Below are 24,628 nucleotides of genomic sequence, written 5' to 3' on the forward strand. Positions count from 1 at the left end.
CCTCGGCAGCTGCATCGGTCATCGGAACGACACGAGCATGCTTGTTGACCACGCCGCCGCACAGCGAAACTCCAAGATCCCCGACAGAGTCAAGCACGGGATTCAACGGAGCCCTACTACGAGCCAGCACGCGGTGGTCACGTTCCGGTGACGGCGCAGGGAGGGTATTGCGTCGCAGATCACATCGGCATACGGTCCGTATCACTCCAGCGAACAAAGTGTTCGCTGAAAACGCATCAGGTGTTCGCTCATGACTGATTGTTCGTTGCCGAGCCCAGTCGACGGTTTCACCGACGGCGCCGCCGACGCGGCTCTGGGGGCCCGCATTCGGGAGTACCGGATGATGCGGCGGATGTCGCTGCGGGCCCTGGGAGAGACAGCCCAGGCCAGCCCCGGGTTCCTCAGCCAGCTGGAACGCGGACAGGTGAACTGCTCCATCGGCATGCTGCGGCGGATCGCCGTGGCACTCGGCGTCACCGTGGCCGACCTGTTCGACCAGGACAGTGAGCCCGGTCCGAGGGTGGTGCGGCGGGCCGACCGGCCGATGCTGCACACCGCTCCCGGTAGTCGCAAATTACTCATTTCACAGCGCCCGCTCAGTCATCTGGAGGTGTACGCGGGCGAGTTCGACCCAGGGGCCTCCACCGGCGACGACGCCTACACCCATGGCGACTCGCAGGAGATCCTCCTGGTGATCAGCGGTGCCGTGCGGGTCGAACTCGACGGCCGCGCCCACGACCTGGAGGCCGGCGACAGCATCGAGTACCGCTCCTCCGTGCCGCACCGCGTGGTCAACAGCCACGAAACACCCGCCGAAATCCTCTGGATCATCAGCCCGCCGACACCGGACTGACCTCTTTTCGCCGTATCTCCCCCCCCCCGCTGCACTTCCCTCCCCCTGGTGCGCCGCCTTCGCACCCCAGGGGCGCGCCTCCCACCTTGTCCTGCCGCCACCCCTCCCGTGGCGCGCGCCCTGTGCGCTCCTGTCGCCGCGCGCTTCGCGCCCTCATCGCCCTCGAGTGCCTTCACCCTCCCTTCTTGGAGTCAGTAATGCCCGGAATATCGCGCAAAATCATAGGGTGTACCGCTGCTGCCAGTGCCCTGCTGCTGTCCCTCACCGGCTGCGCCGGCACCGGCCCCGCCGCGGCCGACATCGACCTGGGCCCCGGTCCGGCCGTGGCCGGCAAGGTCAAGAAGGGCGCGCTCGACGGCGTCACCCTCACCTTCACCTCCTACGGCGGCATCTACCAGGACGGCCAGGAGGCCGCGGCCGTCAAGCCGTTCGCCACCGAGTCGGGCGCCAAGGTGCTTTCCGACGGCCCCACCGACTACACCAAGATCAAGGCCCAGGTCGACGCCAAGAACGTCACCTGGGACGTGGTGGACACCGACTCCATCTGGGCCGAACGCCAGTGCGGCAAGCTGCTGATGCCGCTCGACACCACTGTCGTCGACACCTCGAAGCTGCCCAAGGACATGGTGGGCAAGTGCTCGGTGCCGGCCATGACGTACGGCATGGTGCTGATGTACGACAAGTCCAAGTTCGGCGACAACCCGCCCAAGGGCTGGACGGACTTCTTCGACACCGCCAAGTTCCCCGGCAAGCGCGCCATCCCCGGTGTGCCCTCGGACGCGGCCCCCGGTCCACTGGAGGCGGCGCTGATCGCGGACGGGGTCGCCCCCGACAAGCTCTTCCCGCTCGATGTCGACCGGGGCCTGAAGAAGCTCACCAGCGTGCGTTCCTCGCTGGTCTTCTGGGACACCGGAGCCCGCTCCCAGCAGCTGCTGGAGTCGGGTGAGGTCTCCATGGCGATGGTGTGGACCGGCCGCGCCTACTCGGCCGTGCAGAACGGCGCCAAGTTCGCCCCGCAGTGGAACCAGTTCATGCCGATAGCGGACTCGCTCGCCGTGCCCAAGGGCGCGAAGAACCCCAAGGCCGCCATGGCACTCATCAACTCCTACCTGGGCGCCGACCAGCAGGCCAAGCTCACCGAGAAGACCTCGTACTCGCCGATCAACTCCGATGCCAAGCCCGAACTCGACCCGGCCGCGAGGGAGTACCTCACCTCCACTCCCGAGCGCCAGGCGCAGGTCCTCAAGCTCGACAACGCCTGGTGGGCGCAGAACCAGGAGCAGATCATCTCCAAGTGGTCCGACTGGCTGGCGCGGTAACCCATGACAGCCCTGATCGAGATCGCCTCTCCGGCCACCAGCGGCCGGCCCCGCAAGGGCGCCGGCACCCGGTGGGGGTGGCTGCTGCTGCCCGCACTGGTCCTGCTGGCCGTGCTCTTCCTGGTGCCGCTGTGCCTGATGGCCTGGCGCAGCGTCAGCGAGCCGACGCCCGGCGCGGGCAACTACTCCTGGTTCTTCACCAGCGACGTCGCCCTCGCCACGCTGGTGCGCACGCTGACGGTCGGCGCGGTCGTCACCCTGGTGACCCTGGTGCTCTCCTACCCGTACGCCTACCTGATGACCGTGGTCGGCGCCCGGGCGCGGATCTGGCTCACCCTGCTGGTGCTGCTGCCGTTCTGGACCAGCCTGATGGTGCGCACCTTCGCCTGGGTGGTGCTGCTCCAGGACAGCGGCGTGGTCAACCAGATCCTTGGCACCGTGGGGCTGGGCCCGCTGCAACTGATCCGCACCACCGCCGGGGTGGTGATCGGCACGTCCCAGGTGCTGATGCCGTTCATGGTGCTGCCGCTGTACGCGGTGATGAGCGGCATCGACCGCCGGCTCCTGGACGCCGCACAGGGCATGGGGGCACGCCCGGCCACCGCGTTCCTGCGCATCTTCGTACCGCTGTCGCTGCCCGGGGTGGGCGCCGGTGCGCTCACCGTGTTCATCACGTCGCTCGGGTTCTACGTCACCCCGGCCCTGCTGGGCTCGCCCGACCAGGCGCTGATCTCGCAGCAGATCTTCACCCAGGTCAACGGGCTGCTCGCGTGGGGTCGCGGCGGAGCGATGGGCGTGGTGCTGCTGGCGGTGACGCTGGTCCTGCTGGGACTGGTCGGCGTCATCCTGCGAATCACCCGTACCCGGGGAGGTGCCCGATGAGAACCGGACCCGCACGGATCGCACTCTGGGCGTTCAGCGTGCTGGTGGGCCTTTGGCTCATCGCGCCGACGCTCGTGGTGATCCCGCTCAGCTTCACCGACAAGGCGTCCCTGGTGTTCCCGCCGAGCGGCTGGTCCACCCGCTGGTACGCCAACTTCTTCACCGACCCCCGGTGGACCGACGCACTGCTCTCCTCGCTCCAGGTCGGCGTGCTGGTCGCGGTGGTGGCCACCGCCCTGGGCACCGCCGCCGCGATCGCGCTCACCCGCTCCGGCTCACGCTGGGTGAAGGGATCGTACGGGCTGCTGCTGGCACCCATGATCGTGCCGACCGTGGTGGTCGCCATCGGCCTCTACGCGCTCTTCCTCCAGTACAACCTGCTGGGCACCCTGCTCGGCTTCGTCACCGCCCATACCGTGCTGGCCCTGCCGTTCGTGATCATCCCGGTGACGGCGAGCCTGCGCGGCTTCGACCAACGGCTGGAGGACGCCGCACTGATCTGCGGCGCCACCCGCTGGGGCGCCATCCGGCAGGTGACCCTCCCGCTGATCGCCCCCGGCGTCGTCTCCGGCGCCCTGTTCGCCTTCGTCACCAGCTTCGACGAAGTCGTGGTCTCGCTGTTCATCCAGAGTCCCTATCTGCAGACCCTGCCGGTCAAGATGTTCGCCAGCGTCACCCGGGACACCGACCCCACCATCGCCGCGGCCGCCACCCTGATCATCGTCTTCACCACGGTGCTCGTGCTGGCCGCCACCTTCGCCACCGCCAGGAGGAACCGTGTCCGCTGAGACCAGCCCGATCAAGGCGCGCGGAGCCCGCATCGAACTGGCGCAGGTGCGCAAGGAGTACGCGGACTCCGTCGCCGTCGACGACGTCTCCCTGGTCATCGAACCAGGCGAGTTCATGACCCTGCTGGGCCCCAGCGGCTCCGGCAAGACCACCACCCTCAACATCATCGCCGGGTTCACCACCGCCACCTCGGGCACGCTGACCATCGGCGGCAAGCAGATGCAGGACCTGCCGCCGCACCGGCGCGACATCGGCATGGTCTTCCAGCACTACGCGCTCTTCCCGCACATGACCGTCGCGGAGAACGTCGCCTTCCCGCTCAAGCAGCGCAAGGTGCCCAAGGCCCGCCGCACCGAGATGGTCGAAGCGGCACTGAAGACGGTGCGGCTCAGCGACTACGGCCACCGCAAGCCGCGCGAACTCTCCGGCGGCCAGCAGCAGCGCATCGCCCTGGCCCGGGCCGTGGTGTACGAGCCGAGCGTGCTGCTGATGGACGAGCCGCTCGGCGCGCTCGACAAGAAGCTGCGCGAATCACTCCAGCTGGAGATCAAGCGGGTACACAAGGAGGTCGGCTCCACCTTCGTCTTCGTCACCCACGACCAGGAGGAGGCACTGGTCCTCTCCGACCGCATCGCCGTCTTCAACGACGGGGGCATCCAGCAGGTCGGCACCGCGAGTGAACTCTACGAAAAGCCCCGCAGCCTCTTCGTGGCGGAGTTCCTCGGCGAGTCCTCCGTCATCCGCGGACGCACGGAGCCGGACGGCGACGACTCCTGCCTGCGGGTCGGCGACCGCACCGTACGCGTCTCCGGCCGGCCCACCCAGGGCAGCACGGCCGCCGTCGTCATCCGCCCCGAGCTCCTGAGGGTGCAGCCGGCCGCCGCGCCGGTCGCCCCCGGGGCCAACGCGCTTCCCGCCCGCGTCACCCAGGAGATCTACCTGGGCTCCGGCCGCAAGCTCGAACTCGCCCTGCCCGACGGCACGGTGCTGCTCGCCCGGGAGCAGGCCGACCGGCTGTCCGGCGTCCGCCACGGCGACGAGGTCACCGTGGTCTGGGACGTCGAACGCGGTGTCCTGCTCGACGATGCGACCGGCACCACCCACCCACCCACTTCTGGTGACCGGATCCCGGTCGCCGCCGCGGAAAAGAGCGGACGATGAGCACGACCACCACCCCGAGCGGCACTCCCCTCACCAGCTCCACCTTCGTCAACGGCGACGTCTCCTTCTGGTTCCGGGAGGGCGGCATCCCCGCCCGCCGCCCCGCCCTGCCCGGCGACCTGGACGTCGACGTCGCACTCGTCGGCGGCGGCTACACCTCCCTGTGGACCGCCTACTACCTCAAGCAGGCCCAGCCCGACCTCAGGATCGCCGTCCTGGAGAAGGAGTTCGCCGGCTTCGGCGCCTCCGGCCGCAACGGCGGCTGGCTCAGCGCCGAGCCGCCCGGCCAGATGCGCCGCTACGCCAAGTCGCACGGCCAAGAGCCCGCCGTCGCCATGCAGCGCGAGATGTTCTCCTCCGTCGACGAGGTCATCCGCGTCGCCGCCGAGGAAGGCATCGATGCCGGCATCCAGAAGGACGGCCTGCTGCACGTCGCCACCAACGCCGCGCAGGAGCGACGGCTGCGCGAAGGGCTGCCGACGCTGCGTGCCGAAGGCTGGGGCGAGGACGACATGGTCGAACTCGACGCGGACCAGCTCGCCGAGCGGGTACGCGTCGCCGGCGCCCGCTACGCCCAGTGGAGCCCGCACTGCGCCCGCATCCAGCCCGCCAAGCTGGTCCGGGGCCTGGCCGACGTGGTCGAGCGGATGGGCGTGGCCATCTACGAGGGCACCGAGGTCACCGAGATTCGCCCGCGCGAGGCGGTCACCCCGCACGGCACCGTCAAGGCGACGTACGTCATCCGGGCGCTGGAGGGGTTCACCGCCGGGCTGCGCGGCCACCGCCGGGTCTGGCTGCCCATGAACAGCAGCATGATCGTCACCGAGCCGCTGCCCGCCTCCGCGTGGGAGGAGATCGGCTGGCGCGGCGCCGAACTGATCGGCGACGAGGCCAACTCCTACTGCTACATCCAGCGCACCACCGACGGCCGCATCGCCATCGGCGGGCGCGGCATCCCGTACATGTTCGGCTCCCACGTCGATCAGCGCGGTGAGACCCGGGCGGCCACCCAGATGCAGCTGCAGGCCATCCTGCGGCAGCACTTCCCGGCCACCGAGGGCGTCGCCATCGACCACACCTGGTCCGGCGTGCTGGGTGTGCCGCGCGACTGGTGCGCCACCGTCCACCTGGACGAGAAGACCGGGCTCGGCTGGGCCGGCGGCTACGTCGGGCACGGCGTGACCACAACCAACCTCGCCGGACGCACCCTGCGCGACCTGATCCTGCGTCAGAAGACCGACCTCACCCGGCTTCCCTGGGTCGACCGCAAGGTGCGCGGCTGGGAACCGGAGCCGCTGCGCTGGCTGGGCGTGCGCAGCCTCTACGTCGCCTACCGAGCCGCCGACCGGCACGAGAACTCCGGTCTTGACCGCACCTCCGTCATCGCACGCGTCGCCAACCTCATCAGCGGCCGCTGAAAGGAGCAGACCCTCATGGACACCACTGCCCTCGTCCCTGCCGTCGCCTTCCTCGCCGACGCGGCGAGCGCCGACCTGCCCCCCGCGAGGCCCAAGCCCACGAGCACCACCGGCCAGCAGGAGACCACCCGCACCCTGTGGCACTCGCCCGACGGCCTGGTGGAGGTCGGCGTCTGGGAGTGCGACCCCGGCCACTTCACCGCCACCCGCGACGGCTACGACGAGGTCTGCCAGGTGCTGACCGGGTCCGCCACCGTCCGTGCCGAGGGCGGTGAGGCCTTCGAGCTCCGGGCCGGCTCCACCCTGACGATGGCGGCCGGCTGGCGCGGCACCTGGCAGATCCACGAGACCCTCCGCAAGGTGTACGTGGCGCGCACCCACGGGGCCGGCGCATGACCTTGGTCCTGCACGGCGGCCGGGTGTGGACCGGCGATCCGCAGCGCCCCCACGCGACAGCCGTCGCCGTGGCCGGCGGCCGGATCACGGCCGTCGGCACCGACGCGGAGGTACGCCGGGCCGTCGGCCGGCCGGCCGAAGCGGTCGACCTGGCCGGCCGGACCGTGGTGCCCGGCCTCCAGGACGCGCACATCCACCCCGTCTGGGGCGCCCTGGAGGCGCTGCGCTGCGACCTCACCGGCGCCACCGACGCGGAGAGCTGCCTCGAGACCGTCCGCAAGTACGCGGCCACCCACCCAGGGCAGCCGTGGATTCTGGGCGGCGGCTGGACCATGGACTGCTTCCCCGGCGGCTGGCCCACCCGGGAACCGCTGGACGCGGTCGTCCCGGACCGGCCCGTCTTCCTGCCCAACGCCGACCACCACTCGGCCTGGGTCAACTCGGTGGCACTTCAGCGCGCCGGGATCGACGCGGCCACCCCCAACCCGCCTGCCGGGCGGATCGAGCGCGACGCGGCCGGCCGGCCCACCGGTGTGCTGCACGAGAGCGCCATGGACCTGGTGGCCCGGCTGCTTCCGCAGGACACCGTCGAGGACCAGCTCGCGGCGCTCCGCCACGCGCAGACCCACCTCTTCCAGTACGGCATCACCGGCTGGCAGGACGCCATCGTCGGCGCCTACGGCGGGGCCGGCGACACGCTCGCCGCCTACCGCCGGGCCGACGCCGAGGGACTGCTGAAGGCCCGGGTCACCGGCGCCCTGTGGTGGGACCGTGACCGCGGGCTGGAACAGCTGGACGACCTGGTGGCACGCCGCGGCGAGCCCGGCCGCCGATTCCGGGCCGGTGCGGTCAAGGTGATGCAGGACGGCGTGCTGGAGAACGGCACCGGCGCCCTGCTGGAGCCGTACCTGGACTCCTGTGGGTGCGCCACCGGGAACCTCGGCCACTCCAACGTGCCGGCCGAGCTGCTCGCCCAGGCGGTGACCCGGCTGGACGCCACCGGCTTCCAGGTGCACTTCCACGCGATCGGCGACCGCGCGGTCCGCGAGTGCCTGGACGCGGTCGAGGCCGCCGTCCGCGCGAACGGGGAGCGCGACCGGCGCCACCACATCGCCCATGTGCAGCTGGTCGACGACGCGGACATAAGCCGCTTCGCCGGGCTGGGGGTGGCCGCCAACGTCCAGTCGCTGTGGGCGACCCACCACCAGCAGACCGACGAGCTGACCAACCCGCTGCTGGGCGAGCGACGAGCCGACCGACAGTACCCGTTCCGTGGGCTGCTGGACAGCGGCGCCCGGCTCGCAGGGGGCAGCGACTGGCCGGTCACCACGGCCGACCCGTGGCAGGCCATGCACGTGGCCGTGCACCGCACCGAACCGCCCGGCTCGGCGCACGCCAAGTGGCCGGACGCCGACCGTCCGTTCGTGCCCGGGGAGCGGCTGGAGCTCACCGACATCCTGAGTGCCTACACCGCGGGCTCGGCCTGGGTGAACGGCAACGACGACGAGGTCGGCCTGGTGCGCGAGGGCATGGCGGCGGACCTCGCCGTCCTCGACCGGGACCTCTTCGCCCCGGACGCGCAGGTGGCCTGCACCCGCTCGGTGCTCACCCTCGTCGCGGGGGAGGTGGTCCACGCCGAGTGAGTGGCCGGACGGCGGAGCATCGCTGGGAAGTGGCGTGGTCCACCAGGGTGTGTTTCGAAAGTCCCGCCTGCCGGGCGGCGTCCGGCCCGCCCTACGGGCGGACGACGCTCCTTTCGAAACACACCCTAGGACCTGGCCCTCCGGGGGCCCTGCCAGCAGTCCAGCACGTCGTGCGTGGTGGTGACGGTGGCGACGAGGGCGAGCGTGTGACGGATCATCACGGGGGTGTAGTCGGCGGGCACCCCCGCGATGGCATCGGACGGCACGACCGCCGTGTACCCGAGGTTCACGGCGTCGAAGACGGCGTTGGGGATGGCGACATTGGCCGAGACGCCGGCGACGACGAGGGTGCGGCAGCCGAGATTGCGCAGCAGCGCGTCCACATCGGTGCCGGCGATGGGCGAGAGGCCGTGCAGCCTCCGTACGACGATGTCCTCGTCGGCCACCTCGATGGGGGCGGCGATCCGGACCGCCGTAGTTCCGGAGTGCTGCTGCACGGGCAGGCGTCCGGCGGCCCGGAAGAGGCGGGCGTTGTGGTTGGCACCGCGCCCGTCGGGGCGCCGTTCGGCGACCGCGTGCAGCACCTGGACACCGGCCTCGTGGGCGGCTGCGACCAGCCGAGCGACATGGTGGAGAGCGCCGGATCCGCTTGCCTCCTTGGCGAGTTCGGGCAGTGCGCTGTCGGGGCCCACGACGCCCTGCTGGCACTCGACCGTCAGAAGCACGGTGGTGGCCGGATCGAGCTGCTCGGCGACCTGTTCCCTGGACGGCACGGCTGCCCCTCTCGGTGGCTCCTGGTGTCTACAGGCGGTCCTTCTGTTGACGGTTGGGCGCGCGCGAGGCTAACGGCCATTGCGCCAGGAGGGAAGAGGATCCATGATTTCTGACACCTAGTCAGCTCATTGGAAGGGGCGCCCCATGGCCGTCACTCAGCGACGGGGCCGTCGGATCATGATGACGGACGCGGAACGCGACACGTACCTCGCGAAGCAGCGCACCTGTCGGGTCGCCACCGTCTCCGCCGACGGCCGCCCGCACATCGGCGCACTCTGGTTCGCCTGGGACGGCACCTCGCTCTGGCTGTACTCGATCACCCGGTCCCTGCGCTGGTCACAGCTGCGCCAGGACCCGAAGATCGCGGTGGTCGTCGACGACGGAGTGGAGTACGGAGAACTCCGTGGCGTCGAACTGTCGGGCGAGGCAGCCTTCGTCGGCGAGGCCCCTCGTACCGGCGAGGCATGTCCCGAACTGGACCTCCCGGAGCGGCTGTTCGCGGCGAAGTACTTCGGAATGGACGTGATGCCGCACGACGGGCGGCACGCGTGGCTGCGGCTCACCCCGGAGGCGATCACCTCCTGGGACTTCCGGAAGCTGGCAAACCCGGCCTGATTCCATCGCCCCGCCTCCACGAGGTCAGGCCGCACCGTCCCCGTTCAACGGAGCGTCGAAATCCCGGCCCGCCGCACGCAGGGCCGCAACCGCCGCCCTGATCGACGGGCGACGGTCCGCGTCCACCCGCCACACGGCGTGGACGTGCCGTCTCATCTTCTGCCGCACGGGCACGAGCCGCACCCCTTCCGGCACAGCCCCCCGCCCCAGCCGGGGCGCCACGCAGACGCCCACCCCGGCGGCGATCAGTGCGAGCTGGGTGTGGTGTTCGCCCGCGAGATGAGCGATGCGCGGCTCGATTCCCTTGGAGCGCAGCGTGAACATCAGCCAGTCGTGACAGAACTCGCCTTCCGGCCAGGAGATCCAGTCGTCTTCGGCGAAGTCCTCCAGATCCACTTCCGTCCGGTCCGCGAGCGGGTGACCGGCCGGCATCGCGATGTCCGGTGCGTCGTCGAGCAGTTCGGCCATCGTCAGACCACCGGGGACCGGCAGCCTCTTGTTGCTCCAGTCGAGCACCACCGCCAAGTCGATATCACCCCGCATCACGGCACGGATACCGGCTTCCGGCTCCAACTCGGCGGTGCGCACCTTCAGTTCGGGGTGGTCCGCGCGCAGCGTGGCAAGCATCGCCGGGAACAGTCCGCGCGCTGCGGTGGGAAACGCGCCGAGCCGGATCTCGCCCACCACCGCTCCGCGCTGGGCCTCGATGTCGGACTGCGCCAGCTCGACCTGGGACAGGATCCTCGCGGCATGGTCGGCAAGCAGTTGCCCCGCGTCGGTGAGCCGGACCCCGCGGCCGTTCCTGGCAAGGAGCTGCTGCCTCACCTCGCGCTCCAGCTTGGCCAGCTGCTGGGAGACTGCCGACGTCGTGACATGCAGGAACTCGGCCGCGCCGCCCACTGAACCGAAGCGGGCGAGAGCGTCCAGGGTGCGCAGGCGCTCGAGGTTCAACATGTAAGCGATGCTACGCGAAGACTTGCATAAAGTCTCACTTGTCCTACGCGGTTGGATTCGTCATCGTTGTCCTCATGACCGCCCCCACCGCGACCGCCGCCCCCACTCGGGCGACCGGTGCTCCCGCCCCCTCCTCCGCACGCCGCCCCGCACTGGACTGGCGGATCCGCTTCGCGGCGCTGTCGCTCATCTGGGGCTTCAGCTTTCTCCTGATCAAGGTCGGCACCGACGCGTACGCCCCGTTCCAGGTGACGCTCGGCCGGCTGCTGTCGGGGACAGCGGTGCTGGCCGTCGCCATGGTGGTGCGCCGTGAGCGGCTGCCGCGCGCCGCCCGCACCTGGGGCCACCTCGCCGTCGCCGCGTTCTTCCTCAACGCGCTGCCGTTCTCGCTCTTCGCCTACTCCGAACAGACCATCCCGTCGACACTGGCCGGCATCTGCAACGCCACTTCGCCGCTGTGGGGCATGGCGCTGTCCCTCGTCGCGCTCTCCGAGGACCGGCCGACCCGCCGCCGCGTGGCGGGACTCGGCCTCGGCTTTCTCGGTGTGCTGACGGTACTGGGCGCCTGGCAGGGCTTCTCCGGGCTGGACTTCAGAGGCACGGCGATGGCGCTCCTCGCCTCCCTCAGCTACCCGGTCGGCTGGATCTACGTCCGCAGGACCCTGGCGGGCAGCGGGTCGTCCACCCTCGCCCTGACCGGCAGCCAGCTCTTCCTCGGCACCGTGCAGATCGCCCTGGTCACCCCTTTGTTCACGTCGGCCCCGGAGGGCTTTCCCCTGCTGCCGACACTCGCCGTCGTCGCACTGGGGGCGCTCGGTACGGGCCTTGCGGTGCTGATGCAGTACGGCCTGGTCGAGGAGGTCGGACCGACGACCGCACAGATGGTCACGTACTTCATTCCGGTCATCGCCACCGCGGCGGGGGTCGCCCTGCTCGGCGAACAGCTGACCTGGAACACTCCGGTCGGCGCCGTGATCGTCCTGACGGGCGCCGCCCTGACCCAGAGCAGAGCCCGTAAGCCCAAGTCCCGACCGCTCGCCGCGTCCCGTCGGACCACCGAACGCGACCCGGCTCAGCCGTAATTCATCGGGCGGAGCGGTCCCGCCGCTGCCGCCACGGCGTCCGCCAGCGGCTCGATGTCGGCCGCCGTGAGCGGTGACACGGTGAGCCGGACCCCCTGCGGTGCGGCGACCCGGAACCGGGCCCCGGGCGCCACCGCCCAGCCCGCGCCCAACAGCCGGGCGACGGTCCCGGTCTCGTCGCTCACCGGCACCCACACATTCATGCCGCTGCGGCCGTGCGCCTCGACACCGCGCTCCCCCAGCGCCCGGACGAGCGCGTCCCGCCGCTCCCCGTACGACCGGGCGACCGCGTCGGTGTCGACGGCGCCCGAGGTCAGCAGGTGCGCCACCGCTCGCTGCAGGAGCCTGCTGACCCAGCCGGGCCCCAGCCCCTGCCGCCCCAGGACCCGGTCGACCGTGACCGCGTCCCCGGTCAGCACGGCCACCCGCAGATCGGGCCCGTACGCCTTGGCGACCGACCGCACGAACGCCCACCGGTCCGTGACACCCGCCAGCGGATGCAACGGCAGATCGACGATGGCGTGCCCATGATCGTCCTCGATCAGCAGCACTCCACGGTGACCGGCGAGAACACGGCGCAATTCCTCCGCACGCGCCGCCCCGACAACGGCACCCGTCGGGTTCTGCGCGCGGTCCGTCACCACGAGCGCACGGGCACCGGCGCTCAGCGCCCCTTCGACGGCGTCGGGCAGTGGCCCCTCGTCGTCGACGGGGATCGGCACGGGACGCAGACCCAGCGCCGGTACGAGATCGAGCAGGGCGCCCCAGCCGGGGTCCTCGACGGCGACCGCGTCACCGGGCTTGAGATGAGCGACCAGCACCCGCTCGATCGCGTCCAAGGATCCGGAGGTGACGGCCACGGCCCCGGCCGGCACCGCGTCGGCGTCGAGGGCTGCGCGTGCCAGTGCGGCGAACTCCGGGTCCACCGGCGCTTCTCCGTACATCCCCGGGCGCTCCGCGTACGCCCGCGCGGCCGCCGCGAACGCCTCGTCCAGTGGTGGCAGCAACGCCGGATCGGGGTTCCCCTCTCCCAGGTCGCGTACGCCGGGCGGCGCCTCGACCCGGAGCGAGCCACGCGCCGTACTGGCGGGGCGCGGACGCACCCGACTCCCCCGGCGACCGGCCGTCTCGATCACCCCGCGCTCGCGAAGGATGCGGTAGGCGGCCGCGACCGTATTCGGATTGACCTCCAATTGGGTGGCCAACTCGCGCATGGGCGGCAGCACTTGCCCGGGTGCGAGCTCGCCCGACCCGACCGCTCGCTCGACACTCGCGGCAATCTCCGAGGCACGCCGCCCGACGATCCGATACTCTTCTAGCACAAACATGATTATGCACTAGTGCAATGGAGTTGGCAATGCCGGACACCGCACCGCCGCAGCCCACGGGCCCGGAGGCAACAGCCTCGTACGAACCGACCGAGCGGACCGTCCCGACCCGCTCCCGGGAGCGGGCGTCGTACGACCGGGAGCTGGTCCACTCGATACTCGACGAGGCCTACCTCTGCCATCTCGGCTTCGTCCGCGACGGCGCACCGGTCGTCCTGCCCACGCTCTTCGGCCGGATCGGCGAGCGGCTGTACGTACACGGCTCGACCGGCTCGCGGCCGCTTCGGCAGGCCGGCGAGACGGCCCCCGGCCTGCCCGTCTGCCTCACGGTGACGCATGTCGACGGGCTGGTGCTGGCCCGCTCCGCCTTCCACCACTCGATCAACTACCGCTCCGTGGTGGTCCACGGCATCGCCCGCACGGTGACCGACCCGGAGGAGCGGCGTACCGCGCTCGACGCGATCGTGGACCATGTCGTCCCGGGCCGGACCGCGGACTCCCGCCCGGCGAACGCCAAGGAACTCGCCGCTACGGCTGTGATCCGGCTGGACCTCGACGAGGTGTCCGCAAAGGTGCGCACCGGAGGCCCGAACGACGATCCGGACGATCTCGCGCTGCCGCACTGGGCGGGCGTCGTTCCGCTGGCCCGCGGCTACCGTGCACCGCAGCCGTCGGACGACCTCGATCCGGCCATCGCGGTGCCTGACTATCTGACCGTTCTCTGATGCCCGGGGGCGGCCACCGGTGGCCGCCCCCGCACCGTCAGGCGGGAACGGCCGCCCGGCGGCGGGCACTCGCCGCGTTGCGCGTCTCGGCGACGGCGAGCCCCGCCACCGCCGCGAGGAGCAGCAGCGTGCCGGCCACCGTGGCCGCGGTGAGCTGCTCCCGGAGCACGACGACGGCGATGACCGCGGCACTCACCGGTTCGAGCAGCATGATCACGGACACCGTAGCGGCCCGCACCGCCGCAGCGCCCGCGAAGTAGAGGGCGTAGGCGAGCGCGGTAGGGACGGCCGCCACGTACACCAGCAGCCACACCACCTGGGCGGCGTCCGCGGTGTGCGGCACCAGTCCTTCCGCAGCCGCCATCGGCAGCAGCCCGAGCGCACCGATCCCGAAGGCCCACGCGCTGGTGGCGAGCGGGTCCGAGCCGCCGTCGCGGCCGAGCCACCGGGTCAGCAGGGTGATGGCGGCGTATCCGGAGGCGGAGAGCAGCGCCAGTGCCACGCCGACAGGACGCACCGCCGCGCCTTCACCGCCGAGCACCAGCACGGCGAGCCCGGCGAGCGCGCCCAGCACCGCGGCGAGCCCCCCGCCGCCGAGCCGCTCCCCCATGGTCAGCCTGGCGCCGACGGCGATGAGTACGGGCCCGGCGCCAAGAGTGACGACGGTCCCGACCGCGAGACCGGTCGCTTCGACGGCCGCGAAGTAGGCGCTCTGGAACAGGGTGAGGCCGACGCCGGTCCCAAGGATGCGCAGCAGGCGACGCCGCCGCGACTCGGCGGAGACGGCTGCGCGTCGTGGCCGCAGCACGAGCGCGGCGAGCAGCAGCACGAGACCGCCGACGCAGCGCCAGAACGAGAGGGCAAGAGGGCCGAGATCACTGACCCGGAAGATCAGCGAGGCGGCAGCCCCCGCGGTCCCCCAGGCCATCCCGGCGACGATCAGATAGAACAGGCTCCGCCCAACGGGCAGGCGGGAAGCAGGATTCGGCACGTGCACTTCTCCTGAAGAAGAAAGCTGGTGGTCGCTCGGCTCGGCACGCGGGCAGCGACGATCCGCTCGGGGACTTCCCGAGCCCGGTCTTCGTCAGGAGTGGCGGCCCGCGCTAGGCGGCAGGCGGCGGAAGCACAGTGAGATGCATGCTCGGCACCTTACGTGGCGGCACGGCGGGCGGACAACTCGCCCTCGACGGCACCCCGGACGACTCCCCCGCCCACACCCGACGCGACGGGGCCGGAGGGGGCCTTGGGCGTCGACGACTGGGCGATGAACGCACCGATCAGCACCATGGCGCCGCCGATGAGCTGCGGCGCTGCGAGATGTTCCCCGAGCAGCACCCAGGCGAGCACGGTAGCGATGACCGCCTCCAGACAGGCGACGACACCCGCCACCGCAGGAGACAGCAGCCGCACCGAGATCACGCCGGTGACATAGGCGATCACGGTGGCGAGCAGCACGATCCAGCCGAGCAGCAACCAGGCGGGAACCTCCGTGCCGTTCATGCCGGTGCTGCCGCCGAGGACCGACCAGTCCATCTCCCAGGGCCGTGCCACCACCGTGAGGACGGCTGCACCGATCAACAGTCCGTACGCGATGACGCCGACCGGGTGCGGAGGCTCCGCGCCCGCCGCCTTGTCCCCGCTCCCCGGGTCGGAGAGGACGAAGTAGCCGACCTGGCAGCAGGCGGCACCGAGGGCAAGCAGCAGCCCGACCGCATCGAAGCTCAGCCCGGACCACACCTCGACCACGCAGGCGAGACCGCCGACCGCGAGAACGACACCGACCGCGGCGGCCCGGGTGACGGGACGGCGCTGCACGAACCGGACCCAGCCGAGGACGAGCGCAGGCGCCAGATATTCGACCAGCAGCGCAACACCGACGGGTATACGGGAGATAGCGGCGAAATAGCAGGCCTGGACGCCCGCGACGGCGAGCAGCCCGAAGCCCAGGAGCAGCACGGGACGGCTGCGTACGAGATCCCGGTGACGCCACGCCACGGGAAGCATGACGAGGGCGGCGCCCGCCACCCGTAGCCACACCACATGGAGCGGGTCGAGCCCTGCCTCGATCAGCGGCTTGGCCGCCACCCCGGAACCACCGAATGCGAACGCCGAGGCCAGGGCTAGTCCCAGGCCGGCGCTTCTCCCCTGAGACGCGTGCATCGGCACATCATGACAGCTGTCGTCATGAGCGTCACCCCGGTGACCACTGTCGCGCGTAACACTCCGATACCACCGCGGCCCCTGACCGCCGCACTACCGCACGCGCTCTCCGATCCGGGCGACTACCAGTCCGTCCATGGAGTCGTGTACCCGCGTGATCAGTCCGTCCCGGATGTGGAGTATCGGCAGTCCGGGGAGGCACCCGCGCGACATAGGGGCTGTCAGTCCCCGCCCGGCGCATCGACGATCCGGCCGGCGAGCCGCACCGCATCGACACCGGCCCGCTCCAGCACCTCGACAGCCCTGCATTCCGGGTCGGCGGCGAGTGCCGCGAGCAGATCGAGCCCGCCGGCCCGCACTTCCCCGCGCAGCTCCGCGCGCTCCCTGGCACCGGCCATCGCCGACAGAGCCGAGGGCGACCAGCCCTCCACCCCCGCGTCCCCTGCCTCGGCCGCCACCTGAGTGACGACCGGAACCGCGCCGGTGTCCTCCACGGTGCCCTGCCAGCGAAGCCCGTAACCGATGGAGCGCTGCACGAGGTAGCCAAGCACCTTCGCGAGCTGCGGTCCGCCCTCGAAGGCGGTGCGGACCTCTGGATCCGACTCTATGAGGGAATGCAGCAGATGAGCCGTGTCGATCTGCCGGTCACCGTCACGCAGGGCGCGCCTGCGGGCACCCGTCATCACCGAGGCCAGCTCCACGGTGAGTCTGGCTCCGAGTTCAGCTCGGTTCGGTGCGGGCTGCTGAGGAATCCGCGGCGTCCGGTTTTGCACACCTCTCACCCCATCAGTCCCTGGGCGCCTGAGCATCCCCGGAAGGGCCCATTTACACATCCCGCTGAAGTTGGGGACACCAGAACGGTTCCTCCTCCTTACGGATGAGATCTCGCCATTCGCGGATCCGATTGCCGGAAACAGCGCGCGCCGCCTTGCCCTGCGCTCCGCGAGCCGCCCGCACACGTCCCCCACACCACGCGTACGGCGACCGACGGACGGGAGTACGCCCACCGGGTCCACGCTCACCGTGACGCCCTGCCCGCCCACCTGTTCCGGCGGCGTTCCACTGCCACGCCGACGGCCTGCACCCCCGCATCACCGACCGGTCGGACGCGGCGCCGATCTGGCACACAGAGCGGACCCAACAGATCTGACAGTTCATCAGTATTGAATGTTCTCGCCACTGCGGCTACGTTCCGCGACACCGTAACCCGACAAGAAGGGGTGGTCGCATGGCCGAAGTCAGTGCCGAAGCACGTATCGAAGCGCCGGCCGAGAAGGTCTGGGCCCAGCTGACGGACTTCACCGCGTACGGCCAGTGGAACGCCACCCACACCAGCTTCCCCAAAGGCGGCCCCGCCACACTCGAACTCGCGGCCACCTACGAGGAGAACATGAAGCTCATGGGCTTCCCCGCCGAGGTGACCTGGACCGTGGCGGAGCTGGAGACCGCCCGGCTGCTGACCACCAAGGGCAAAGGGCCGATGGGCGTCGACCTGGCGATGCGTTACTCACTGACGCCCGACGGCGATGCCACCACGGTCCGGATCGACGGAGAGTTCACCGGAGCCGCGGTCTCCCTGATGGCGGGCAAACTCAAGGACTCGGCGACCGCGGCACTCGTGGAGTCGCTGCGCAAACTGGGCGGCCTGGTCGCCGCCTGACCACCACCGGACGAACGAAGGGCCCCGCGGCTCAGCCACAGGGCCCTTCACCGGGACCATCCCTCGGGTCATTGCTCGTCGGCAAGGATCAGATAGAGCTTCTTCCGGGTGTCGTTGATCAGCGACAGCGCCTTCTGGCGCTGATCGGCCGAGCCGGTCTTCCAGACCTGGCCGAACGCCTCCATCAAACCGAAGCCGGCCTGCCGGATCTCGTTGACGCTCTCCCAGTCGATCCCGCGCCCGGCTTCCTCCCAGGGCGCGTCGGGCCCGGATTCCGCCTCGGTGCGGCCGGCATCGGTGAGCGTGAACAGGTTCTTGCCGCCCTCGCTCGCGCTGACGATCAGCCCCTCGTCCTCCAACAGCTGGAGGGTCGGATAGACCGAGCCGGGGCTGGGCCGCCAGGCCCCGCCACTGCGCTCGCCGATCTCCTGGATCATCTCGTACCCGTGCATCGGCCGGTCCTTCAGCAGCGCCAGGATCGAAGCGCGTACGTCACCGCGCCGCGCCCTCCCCCGGCCGCCACCGCGACCGCGCCCCCCGCCGAAGGGGCCGCCACCGAAGGGGCCGCCACCGAACGGCGGTCCGAACTGCCCGAATGCGGCACGGCGGCCCTCGAAGTCACCCCGACCGTGATGACCGGGCCCGCAGCGCCCATGTCCGTGCTCATGCTCGTGCCCATGTGAACGCATCGCTACGCTCCTTCCATCGTTGATCTGTCGCGATGCTTCAACGATATATCGGAACCGCTCGTACGACAATCGCTTCCTACGGTCCTTGCCTTGCATACTTGCTCCCGAGACGCACAGGACGAAGGGAGATGCGGCATGACTGCACCCGGCCCGGACCACGGCTACCTGCTCGACAACCGGCAGAACGAGGCGGGCATCCGCTTCGGCGCCCTCGCCGAACTCTTCGACCCGGTGACCTTCCGGCATGTCGACCGCCTCGGTATCACCGCGGGCATGCGCTGCTGGGAGGTCGGAGCCGGCGGCCCCTCCGTTCCCGCCGGCCTGGCCGCGCGAGTCGGTCCGACCGGCGCGGTGGTCGCGACGGACATCGATGTGTCGTGGGCGCAGGGCGCCGCGGACGACGTCGTCGAAGTCCTGCGCCACGATGTCGCCGCCGATCCCCCGCCCCCCGGTGGCTTCGACCTGGTCCATGCCCGGCTGGTCCTGGTGCACGTCACCGACCGTGCCGAGGCGCTGCGCCGCATGATTCAGGCGCTGCGGCCCGGTGGTGTACTCCTCCTGGAGGACGCCGACCCCGGGTTGCAGCCGCTGCTGTGCCCGGACGAGTCGGGCCCCGAACAGCGCCTCGCCAACCGCCTCCGGTCAGGATTCCGCGAACTCATGGCGGCCCGCGGTGCAGACCTCACCTACGGCCGGACCCTGCCCCGACTGCTGCGCGAGGCGGGTCTGGACGATGTGCAGGCCGATGCGTACTTCCCGATCACCTCACCGGCATGCACCGTCCTTGAGGCCGCCACCGTGCGCCAGATCCGCGACCGGCTCGTGACGTCGGGTCTCGCCACCGACGAGGAGATCGACCGGCACCTGAAGAACGTCGCCACCGGACGCCTCGATCTGGCCACCGCCCCGCTCGTCTCCGCGTGGGGGCGCCGGCCGTAGCGCCCCGAGGAGGCCCTCGGAATCCCGGGCCGGCGGCCTGGAATTGGCCTTGGTCCGCCGCGCTCCAGAACCTCTACCGTCATCCCATGAGGATCCGAATCGTCGACGCGTTCACCAACCGCCCGTTCACCGGCAACCCCGCCGCCGTCCTGCTCCTGGACTCCGACGCCTTCCCCGAAGCCGACCGGCTCCAGCAGGTCGCTCTGGAGATGAATCTCTCCGAGACCGCCTTCGCGCACCCTCTGCCGCCGGGCGGAGAGGCGGACTGGGCGCTGCGCTGGTTCACCCCGGCCACCGAAGTGGACATGTGCGGGCACGCCACCCTCGCCACGGCACACGTCCTGCGCACGACCGGAACGGCCGACGGAACGGTGCGCTTCGCCGCCCGCTGCGGGATCCTCACCTCCACCGCCCACCCGGACGGCTCGCTCACACTCGACTTCCCCACAGCCCCACTCACGCCGGCCTCCACCCCGGCCGGACTGGCCGCCGCCCTGGGCGCGGAACCGCTGTCCGTCCACGACACCGGCGCCCATATCGGCGACCTCCTCGTCGAACTGGCCGACGAGGAGTCCGTACGCGGACTGACCCCGGACTTCGCCGGGCTGGCCACCTGCTCACGGCGCGGCATCATCGCCACGGCTGCCGCCGAGGACCCGGCCCGCGGCTACGACTACGTCTCCCGCGGCTTCTTCCCCCAGGTCGGTATCGACGAGGACCCGGTCACCGGCAGCGCCCACACCGCGCTGGCCCCCTTCTGGTCGGCCCGGTTCGGCCGTGACGAACTGACCGGCCTCCAGGCCTCCGCCCGTTCCGGTCTGGTCCGAACATCGCTGCGCGGCGACCGCACACTGCTGACGGGCAGCGCGGTGACGGTCGTCGACGGAGAACTGCTGACTACGCTCTGACCGACGGGACAGCCCTGAGGGGCGTACGCAATGACCGGTACGCCCCTGCTTGCCCGCCGTCCGCTCACAGCGTGGGCAGCCACCCCACCTTGCCGGCCAGCAGCGCGTATCCGACGAACGCTCCGATGTCGAGCAGCGCATGCGCCGCGACCAGGGGCCCGACACGCCCCCAACGCCGGTACAGCAGCACGAAGACGACGCCCATCACCATGTTGCCGATGAACCCGCCGATCCCCTGATACAGGTGGTACGAGCCGCGCAGCACCGAACTCGCCACCAAGGCGGCCATCGGCGTCCACCCCAACTGTCCGAGTCTGCGCAGCAGATACCCGACGACGATCACTTCCTCCAGCACGGCGTTCTGGAGTGCGGAGAGGATCAGCACCGGGAACTTCCACCACACGTCGGGCAGCGATTCCGGAATCACCGTGAGGTTGAAACCGGCGGCCCGCGCCACCAGATAGAAGGCCAGCCCGGCGCTGCCGATGCCCGCCGCGATCACCGTTCCGCGCCCCAGGTCCGAACCGGGTCTGGTCCGGTCGAAGCCGATGGCCCGCAGACCCACGCCCTCCCTCATCAGCAGATGCGCCACCAGCGCCACGGGGACCAGGGCCGTGGCGATGCCGAAGAGCTGCCAGGCGAGATCCAGCCATGGTCGTCCCGGGGCGTATGAACTGTTGAGCGTCGCGGCCTGATGCTTCAAACCCCCTGGCTTCGTCAGCGATCCGACGAAACTAATCAGAGCAGACACTCCGCTGGCACCCAGCGAGAGAGCCAGCACCAGCACCGTTTCGGACCGCAGAACCCGCCGTGACACGACCTCTCGGGGACAAGAATCAGCCACGCACCCCTCCGTCACCTGTACACCTGCCTTCAGTTGTGCATTCGCATCTCGTCCCGCTCGCCGCGTCCCGCTGCGGTCTCGAATGCAGGTACGAAGATCATGCGCGACCGGCCGGGGGACGACCACCACTGACGATGGTGTGGTCCCCTTTTCCTTGTTCATCCTCAAGGAGCGGCACTACCGGCATGGGACGTAACAGCTTGCCCGACGACTACGCGACGGATGGCAGCGGGGATGGCTCTACGCCCCACCGAACAGCCGTGCCCGGGCGGGCACCGGCCGGGGCGGCAGACACCGGGCACGCCGAGGCACACCCGTCGGGCTACGACACGGGGAGACCCATCGGCCAGCTGTGCACCGGATCGCCGGAGTGCATCAACTCGGCGTACCGGCGGGTGGTGGCCGCGAGCGCCGCGTCCCGGCCGAGCCCGGCGTCCAACCCCCGGTGGTACGTGTCCACCTGCCAGGACGCCCCGTTCACCCGCCGTTTGCAGCGCTCCTCGATGACCCCGAGGTAGCGGTCGCGGTCCGCGGGCTCGATGTTCCAGGCGTCGAGCCCTGCCGCGGCGAGCGGCAGCAGTTCGTCCTGTACGAGCTTGACGGCCGCCACCCGCGTCAGCCCGCCCGACCGCCCCGGCCGGGGCCAGACCAGCTCGGCGTCGATGCCTCGGCGGCAGGCGGCGTCGAAGTTCTCGGCCGCCGCGGCAAACGGCAGCCTGGTCCACACCGGACGGGACTCCTCGGCAAGCGCCCGCACCAGGCCGTAGTAGAGCGCGGCGTTGGCGATCACATCGGTGACGGTCGGCCCGGCGGGCAGGACACGGTTCTCGACACGGAGATGGGGTACGCCGTCGGCCAGGCCGTACACCGGCCGGTTCCAGCGGTAGATCGTGCCGTTGTGCAGTACGAGCTCCTGGAGACCCGGCACACCGCCCTCGTCGAGCACACGCAGCGGGTCCTCCCCGTCGCAGATCGGGAGCAGCGGCGGGAAGTAGCGCAGGTTCTCCTCGAAGAGCTCGTACGCCGAGCTGATCCATCGCTCGCCGAACCAGGTCCTCGGGCGCACCCCCTGGTTCTGCAGTTCTGGCGGCCTGGTGTCGGTGGCCTGCTGGAAGAGCGGCGGCCGCGACTCCCGCCACAGCTCCCTGCCGAACAGGAAGGGCGAGTTGGCGCCGAGCGCGACCTGAACGGCGGCGACGACCTGGGCGACGTTCCACACGTCCGCGAAACGCGCCGGGGTGACCTGCAGATGCAGCTGGACCGATGTACAGGCCGCTTCGGGTGTGATCGAGGTGGCGGTGCAGACCAATCGCTCCACGCCTTCGATATCGAGGGCGAAATCCTCGCCGCGCGCCGCCACTATCTGATCGTTGAGCAGTGTGTAGCGGTCCACGTCCGAGAGGTTCGCCGCGACCAGGTCCGCGCTGCCGAGGGTCGGCAGTATTCCGATCATCATGATCCCGGCAGCGACCTCACCCGCCTTCCGGTGCGCATATCCGAGACCGGTCCTGAGCTCCTCTGCCAGCTGATCGAAAACACGCCCGGCCAGGCGATGCGGAACTATGTTCACTTCCAGATTGAACATCCCGAGTTCGGTCTGGAAATCACGGCTCGCGATCCGCTCGAGCACCTCCGCATTCATCATCCGGGGCAGGCTGTCCGAACCCGCCAGATTGAGCTCGATCTCCATGCCCATGAGGTTGCGGGGGCGGTCGAACCTCTGCTCCGCCAGGAGCCTCCCCAGCCCCTCCAGGCACAGGTGGAGTTTCCTCCGGTACCTCTGCCGATCGGACAGATCAAAGGCGCCCGCCACGACCTTCTCCCCCATCGAAGCGTCCCTCCGCAAGTGGGCAGCCCGCGGCCCAGGCCGCTCGCGTCACGATCGATAATGCCCAGGGGAAGTGATCCATAACGCCGCCCTGGACAGCGCGGACCCAGTAATCTGATGGCGGCCGTCCGGGCACATTCCGACGGCATGTGGCACGGTGCATTTTCCGCTGGCCGGTGGTGGTGAAAACGCCGACGCGATTCGGCCTACCGCGGCTGTGGAGAAACACCAGGTGGCGGCTGCGCGGCTCACCTCGAATCAATAGAATCTCCGCATAATAAAGTCTCGATACCGCCTTGCCAGAAATACCTGCGGCGGCTAGGGGAAACGCTGCGTGAACACGTGTCGTATAAACTCCGCGGACGAGGCAGAGAGTTGACGCACCGGCCCAGTCACCGGCCTCCTCTGGCCCCGCACGCCGACAGCGCCGTCTGCACCCGCCCACGCATCACCGTGTCTCCGAAGTGAGAGGCAACCCACTATGCCGCTGCATGTTCCCCCGGCTCCCGCGCCTGCCCTGCGCAGCGTCCTCGCGGCACTCGGTTCACCCACCGCAGTCCTCGAGGCCCGCACCCCGGCTCTCCGGTCCGTCCAGGGACCTCTGAGCCCCGAACTCCCGCTCCCCGTCCATGTGCTGGACCGGATCGGCCCGAGCGGGCTCGCGCCACGCACCCGGCTGACCGCGTGGCGCTTCCTGATCCGCAGCTCGGAGCGGGCCGTCGCCGCGGCCGACACCATGCTCACTCCGGACGGCTGGGCCTTCTCGCACTTCTTCGAGGGCCCTTACATCGCATCGACCGAGCTCGCCCTGCGCCAGACGGAGACCATGACACCCCGCTACCAGCCCCGCATGCTGTCCATCCCGGAGCTCTACATGCTGGCGCTGTGGCTGCACGAGGACATCGAGGCCGACCCGTCGGGTGGCACCCTCGCCCCCACCGATCTTCTGGTACCGCTGGCTCCCGCCCCACCGGGTATCGCGGCACACCGCCCGCACCGGGTCGCCGATCTGCTCCCCGTGATGACCCTGCGCATCACCCCCGGCCCCGGCCCCCTGCTCGGTTCACCCGCCTGACCCCGTCCCGCCTCCAGCACGCCGTACTGTGCCCAGTCGCCGTTTCCGGCGGCGGGGCACAGTGCTGCGGGACACGCAGCGCGGGACAGCGGGGCGCCCCCGGCCCCATCCGGACTAGTCCGGTCCGGCCATCCCGAACCACCCGAAGGGACAGTGCAGTTGTGTTGAACCGTCCGCCCGGGTGATGCGTCATGAGAGGAGGAGCACCGCTGCTGCGAAATCCCTGCGGATTGGCGCCCGTGGGGCAACACTGGAACCGGACCGACAGATACGGGGGGCAGCCATGAAAACTTCATCAAGCCGCAGGACACCCACTACGACGCAGCGAAAGAACCCAGCCATGTGCCAGCACAAGCCACCCTGCCCGACAGCCGACTCAGCCGACCGGGAAGCCGCACGCCTGATGGCACACCACCCGGAACAGGGCTGGAGCCTGCTGTGCAACGGCGTCCTGCTCTTCGAGGACACCGGTGAGCTGCTCCCGGACGGGCAGATCATCGCTCCGCACCGGCCGCTGGACTCCGGCCGGGTGATGAAGGCCGCCTGAGCGCGGCCCGTAAGAAATGGGGCCGGCCCGGAGAAGATC

25 protein-coding genes are annotated in these 24,628 nt (G+C 70.4%); 16 read left to right on the forward strand and 9 right to left on the reverse strand.

The window, feature by feature from the left end:
- Positions 1 to 250: 250 nt before the first annotated feature.
- The 8 genes from ACNPQM_RS35260 to ACNPQM_RS35295 all read left to right on the forward strand — a co-directional run bounded on the left by ACNPQM_RS35260 (position 251) and on the right by ACNPQM_RS35295 (position 8,461).
- Positions 251 to 853, forward strand: coding sequence for a helix-turn-helix domain-containing protein (locus ACNPQM_RS35260; RefSeq protein ID WP_418087175.1), 603 nt, complete (start codon positions 251 to 253; stop codon positions 851 to 853).
- Between the two features lie 197 nt (positions 854 to 1,050).
- Positions 1,051 to 2,172, forward strand: a complete 1,122-nt coding sequence (locus tag ACNPQM_RS35265; protein WP_358856233.1) for an ABC transporter substrate-binding protein — start codon at positions 1,051 to 1,053, stop codon at positions 2,170 to 2,172.
- A gap of 3 nt (positions 2,173 to 2,175) precedes the next feature.
- Entirely contained in the window at positions 2,176 to 3,054 is an 879-nt protein-coding gene (locus ACNPQM_RS35270; RefSeq protein WP_358856234.1) for an ABC transporter permease, read from the forward strand.
- Positions 3,051 to 3,842 (forward strand): ABC transporter permease, encoded by a 792-nt coding sequence (locus ACNPQM_RS35275; protein WP_418087176.1) that lies wholly within the window; start codon positions 3,051 to 3,053, stop codon positions 3,840 to 3,842. Before ACNPQM_RS35270 ends, ACNPQM_RS35275 begins: the two co-directional genes overlap by 4 nt.
- Positions 3,832 to 5,004, forward strand: coding sequence for an ABC transporter ATP-binding protein (locus tag ACNPQM_RS35280; protein WP_418087177.1), 1,173 nt, complete (start codon positions 3,832 to 3,834; stop codon positions 5,002 to 5,004). Before ACNPQM_RS35275 ends, ACNPQM_RS35280 begins: the two co-directional genes overlap by 11 nt.
- On the forward strand, positions 5,001 to 6,422 hold the full coding sequence (locus ACNPQM_RS35285; RefSeq protein WP_418087178.1) for an NAD(P)/FAD-dependent oxidoreductase: 1,422 nt from the start codon (positions 5,001 to 5,003) through the stop codon (positions 6,420 to 6,422). The genes ACNPQM_RS35280 and ACNPQM_RS35285 overlap by 4 nt, the downstream gene beginning before the upstream one ends.
- Positions 6,423 to 6,437: 15 nt before the next feature.
- Entirely contained in the window at positions 6,438 to 6,818 is a 381-nt protein-coding gene (locus tag ACNPQM_RS35290; protein WP_418087179.1) for a cupin domain-containing protein, read from the forward strand.
- Positions 6,815 to 8,461, forward strand: a complete 1,647-nt coding sequence (locus ACNPQM_RS35295; protein WP_418087180.1) for an amidohydrolase — start codon at positions 6,815 to 6,817, stop codon at positions 8,459 to 8,461. The genes ACNPQM_RS35290 and ACNPQM_RS35295 overlap by 4 nt, the downstream gene beginning before the upstream one ends.
- A gap of 125 nt (positions 8,462 to 8,586) precedes the next feature.
- Here ACNPQM_RS35295 and ACNPQM_RS35300 read toward each other — a convergent pair whose 3' ends face one another.
- A complete protein-coding gene (locus ACNPQM_RS35300) occupies positions 8,587 to 9,234 on the reverse strand; it encodes a cysteine hydrolase (RefSeq protein WP_418087181.1) in 648 nt (215 codons plus the stop codon).
- Positions 9,235 to 9,379: 145 nt separating this feature from the next.
- Here ACNPQM_RS35300 and ACNPQM_RS35305 point away from each other — a divergent pair, with 145 nt between their 5' ends.
- Positions 9,380 to 9,850 carry a pyridoxamine 5'-phosphate oxidase family protein gene (locus tag ACNPQM_RS35305; RefSeq protein WP_418087182.1) on the forward strand — a complete coding sequence of 157 codons (471 nt, stop codon included), beginning with the start codon at positions 9,380 to 9,382 and terminating at the stop codon, positions 9,848 to 9,850.
- 24 nt (positions 9,851 to 9,874) lie between these two features.
- On the opposite strand, the gene ACNPQM_RS35310 is transcribed toward ACNPQM_RS35305, so the two are convergent.
- Entirely contained in the window at positions 9,875 to 10,804 is a 930-nt protein-coding gene (locus ACNPQM_RS35310; protein ID WP_418087183.1) for a LysR family transcriptional regulator, read from the reverse strand.
- A 74-nt stretch (positions 10,805 to 10,878) separates the two neighbouring features.
- On the opposite strand from ACNPQM_RS35310, the gene ACNPQM_RS35315 reads away from it, so the two are divergent.
- Positions 10,879 to 11,886 carry a DMT family transporter gene (locus ACNPQM_RS35315; protein ID WP_358856243.1) on the forward strand — a complete coding sequence of 336 codons (1,008 nt, stop codon included), beginning with the start codon at positions 10,879 to 10,881 and terminating at the stop codon, positions 11,884 to 11,886.
- On the opposite strand, the gene ACNPQM_RS35320 is transcribed toward ACNPQM_RS35315, so the two are convergent.
- Complete coding sequence (locus ACNPQM_RS35320) at positions 11,877 to 13,208, reverse strand: aminotransferase class I/II-fold pyridoxal phosphate-dependent enzyme (RefSeq protein ID WP_418087193.1); 1,332 nt, start codon at positions 13,206 to 13,208, stop codon at positions 11,877 to 11,879. The two genes, ACNPQM_RS35315 and ACNPQM_RS35320, sit on opposite strands and share 10 nt — an antisense overlap.
- Positions 13,209 to 13,243: 35 nt before the next feature.
- Between ACNPQM_RS35320 and ACNPQM_RS35325 the strand changes: the two genes are divergently transcribed.
- Entirely contained in the window at positions 13,244 to 13,939 is a 696-nt protein-coding gene (locus tag ACNPQM_RS35325; protein WP_358856245.1) for a pyridoxamine 5'-phosphate oxidase family protein, read from the forward strand.
- Between the two features lie 37 nt (positions 13,940 to 13,976).
- On the opposite strand, the gene ACNPQM_RS35330 is transcribed toward ACNPQM_RS35325, so the two are convergent.
- The 3 genes from ACNPQM_RS35330 to ACNPQM_RS35340 form a co-directional block, all read right to left on the reverse strand.
- Positions 13,977 to 14,867 (reverse strand): EamA family transporter, encoded by an 891-nt coding sequence (locus ACNPQM_RS35330; protein ID WP_418087194.1) that lies wholly within the window; start codon positions 14,865 to 14,867, stop codon positions 13,977 to 13,979.
- 221 nt (positions 14,868 to 15,088) lie between these two features.
- The gene (locus ACNPQM_RS35335) at positions 15,089 to 16,099 is read right to left on the reverse strand and encodes an EamA family transporter (protein WP_358856247.1); all 1,011 of its coding nucleotides are present in this window, start codon (positions 16,097 to 16,099) and stop codon (positions 15,089 to 15,091) included.
- Positions 16,100 to 16,320: 221 nt separating this feature from the next.
- Complete coding sequence (locus ACNPQM_RS35340; protein WP_418087195.1) at positions 16,321 to 16,872, reverse strand: Clp protease N-terminal domain-containing protein; 552 nt, start codon at positions 16,870 to 16,872, stop codon at positions 16,321 to 16,323.
- A 455-nt stretch (positions 16,873 to 17,327) separates the two neighbouring features.
- Between ACNPQM_RS35340 and ACNPQM_RS35345 the strand changes: the two genes are divergently transcribed.
- Positions 17,328 to 17,759, forward strand: a complete 432-nt coding sequence (locus ACNPQM_RS35345; protein WP_358856248.1) for an SRPBCC family protein — start codon at positions 17,328 to 17,330, stop codon at positions 17,757 to 17,759.
- Between the two features lie 68 nt (positions 17,760 to 17,827).
- On the opposite strand, the gene ACNPQM_RS35350 is transcribed toward ACNPQM_RS35345, so the two are convergent.
- Positions 17,828 to 18,448 (reverse strand): PadR family transcriptional regulator, encoded by a 621-nt coding sequence (locus ACNPQM_RS35350; protein ID WP_418087184.1) that lies wholly within the window; start codon positions 18,446 to 18,448, stop codon positions 17,828 to 17,830.
- 135 nt (positions 18,449 to 18,583) lie between these two features.
- Here ACNPQM_RS35350 and ACNPQM_RS35355 point away from each other — a divergent pair, with 135 nt between their 5' ends.
- Together ACNPQM_RS35355 and ACNPQM_RS35360 are read left to right on the forward strand one after the other, a co-directional pair.
- Complete coding sequence (locus ACNPQM_RS35355; RefSeq protein ID WP_358856250.1) at positions 18,584 to 19,387, forward strand: class I SAM-dependent methyltransferase; 804 nt, start codon at positions 18,584 to 18,586, stop codon at positions 19,385 to 19,387.
- Between the two features lie 86 nt (positions 19,388 to 19,473).
- The gene (locus tag ACNPQM_RS35360; protein ID WP_358856251.1) at positions 19,474 to 20,295 is read left to right on the forward strand and encodes a PhzF family phenazine biosynthesis protein; all 822 of its coding nucleotides are present in this window, start codon (positions 19,474 to 19,476) and stop codon (positions 20,293 to 20,295) included.
- A gap of 64 nt (positions 20,296 to 20,359) precedes the next feature.
- On the opposite strand, the gene ACNPQM_RS35365 is transcribed toward ACNPQM_RS35360, so the two are convergent.
- Both ACNPQM_RS35365 and ACNPQM_RS35370 read right to left on the reverse strand, forming a co-directional pair.
- Complete coding sequence (locus ACNPQM_RS35365; protein ID WP_358856252.1) at positions 20,360 to 21,139, reverse strand: CPBP family intramembrane glutamic endopeptidase; 780 nt, start codon at positions 21,137 to 21,139, stop codon at positions 20,360 to 20,362.
- Positions 21,140 to 21,461: 322 nt separating this feature from the next.
- Entirely contained in the window at positions 21,462 to 22,967 is a 1,506-nt protein-coding gene (locus ACNPQM_RS35370; RefSeq protein ID WP_418087185.1) for a glutamate-cysteine ligase family protein, read from the reverse strand.
- A gap of 481 nt (positions 22,968 to 23,448) precedes the next feature.
- Here ACNPQM_RS35370 and ACNPQM_RS35375 point away from each other — a divergent pair, with 481 nt between their 5' ends.
- Together ACNPQM_RS35375 and ACNPQM_RS35380 are read left to right on the forward strand one after the other, a co-directional pair.
- Positions 23,449 to 24,042, forward strand: coding sequence for a hypothetical protein (locus tag ACNPQM_RS35375; protein ID WP_418087186.1), 594 nt, complete (start codon positions 23,449 to 23,451; stop codon positions 24,040 to 24,042).
- A 340-nt stretch (positions 24,043 to 24,382) separates the two neighbouring features.
- Entirely contained in the window at positions 24,383 to 24,589 is a 207-nt protein-coding gene (locus tag ACNPQM_RS35380) for a DUF5999 family protein (protein WP_358856255.1), read from the forward strand.
- The last annotated feature ends 39 nt before the right edge of the window (positions 24,590 to 24,628 follow it).

The organism is Streptomyces sp. NPDC056231 (assembly GCF_048270745.1).
Classification (GTDB): Bacteria; Actinomycetota; Actinomycetes; order Streptomycetales; family Streptomycetaceae; genus Streptomyces.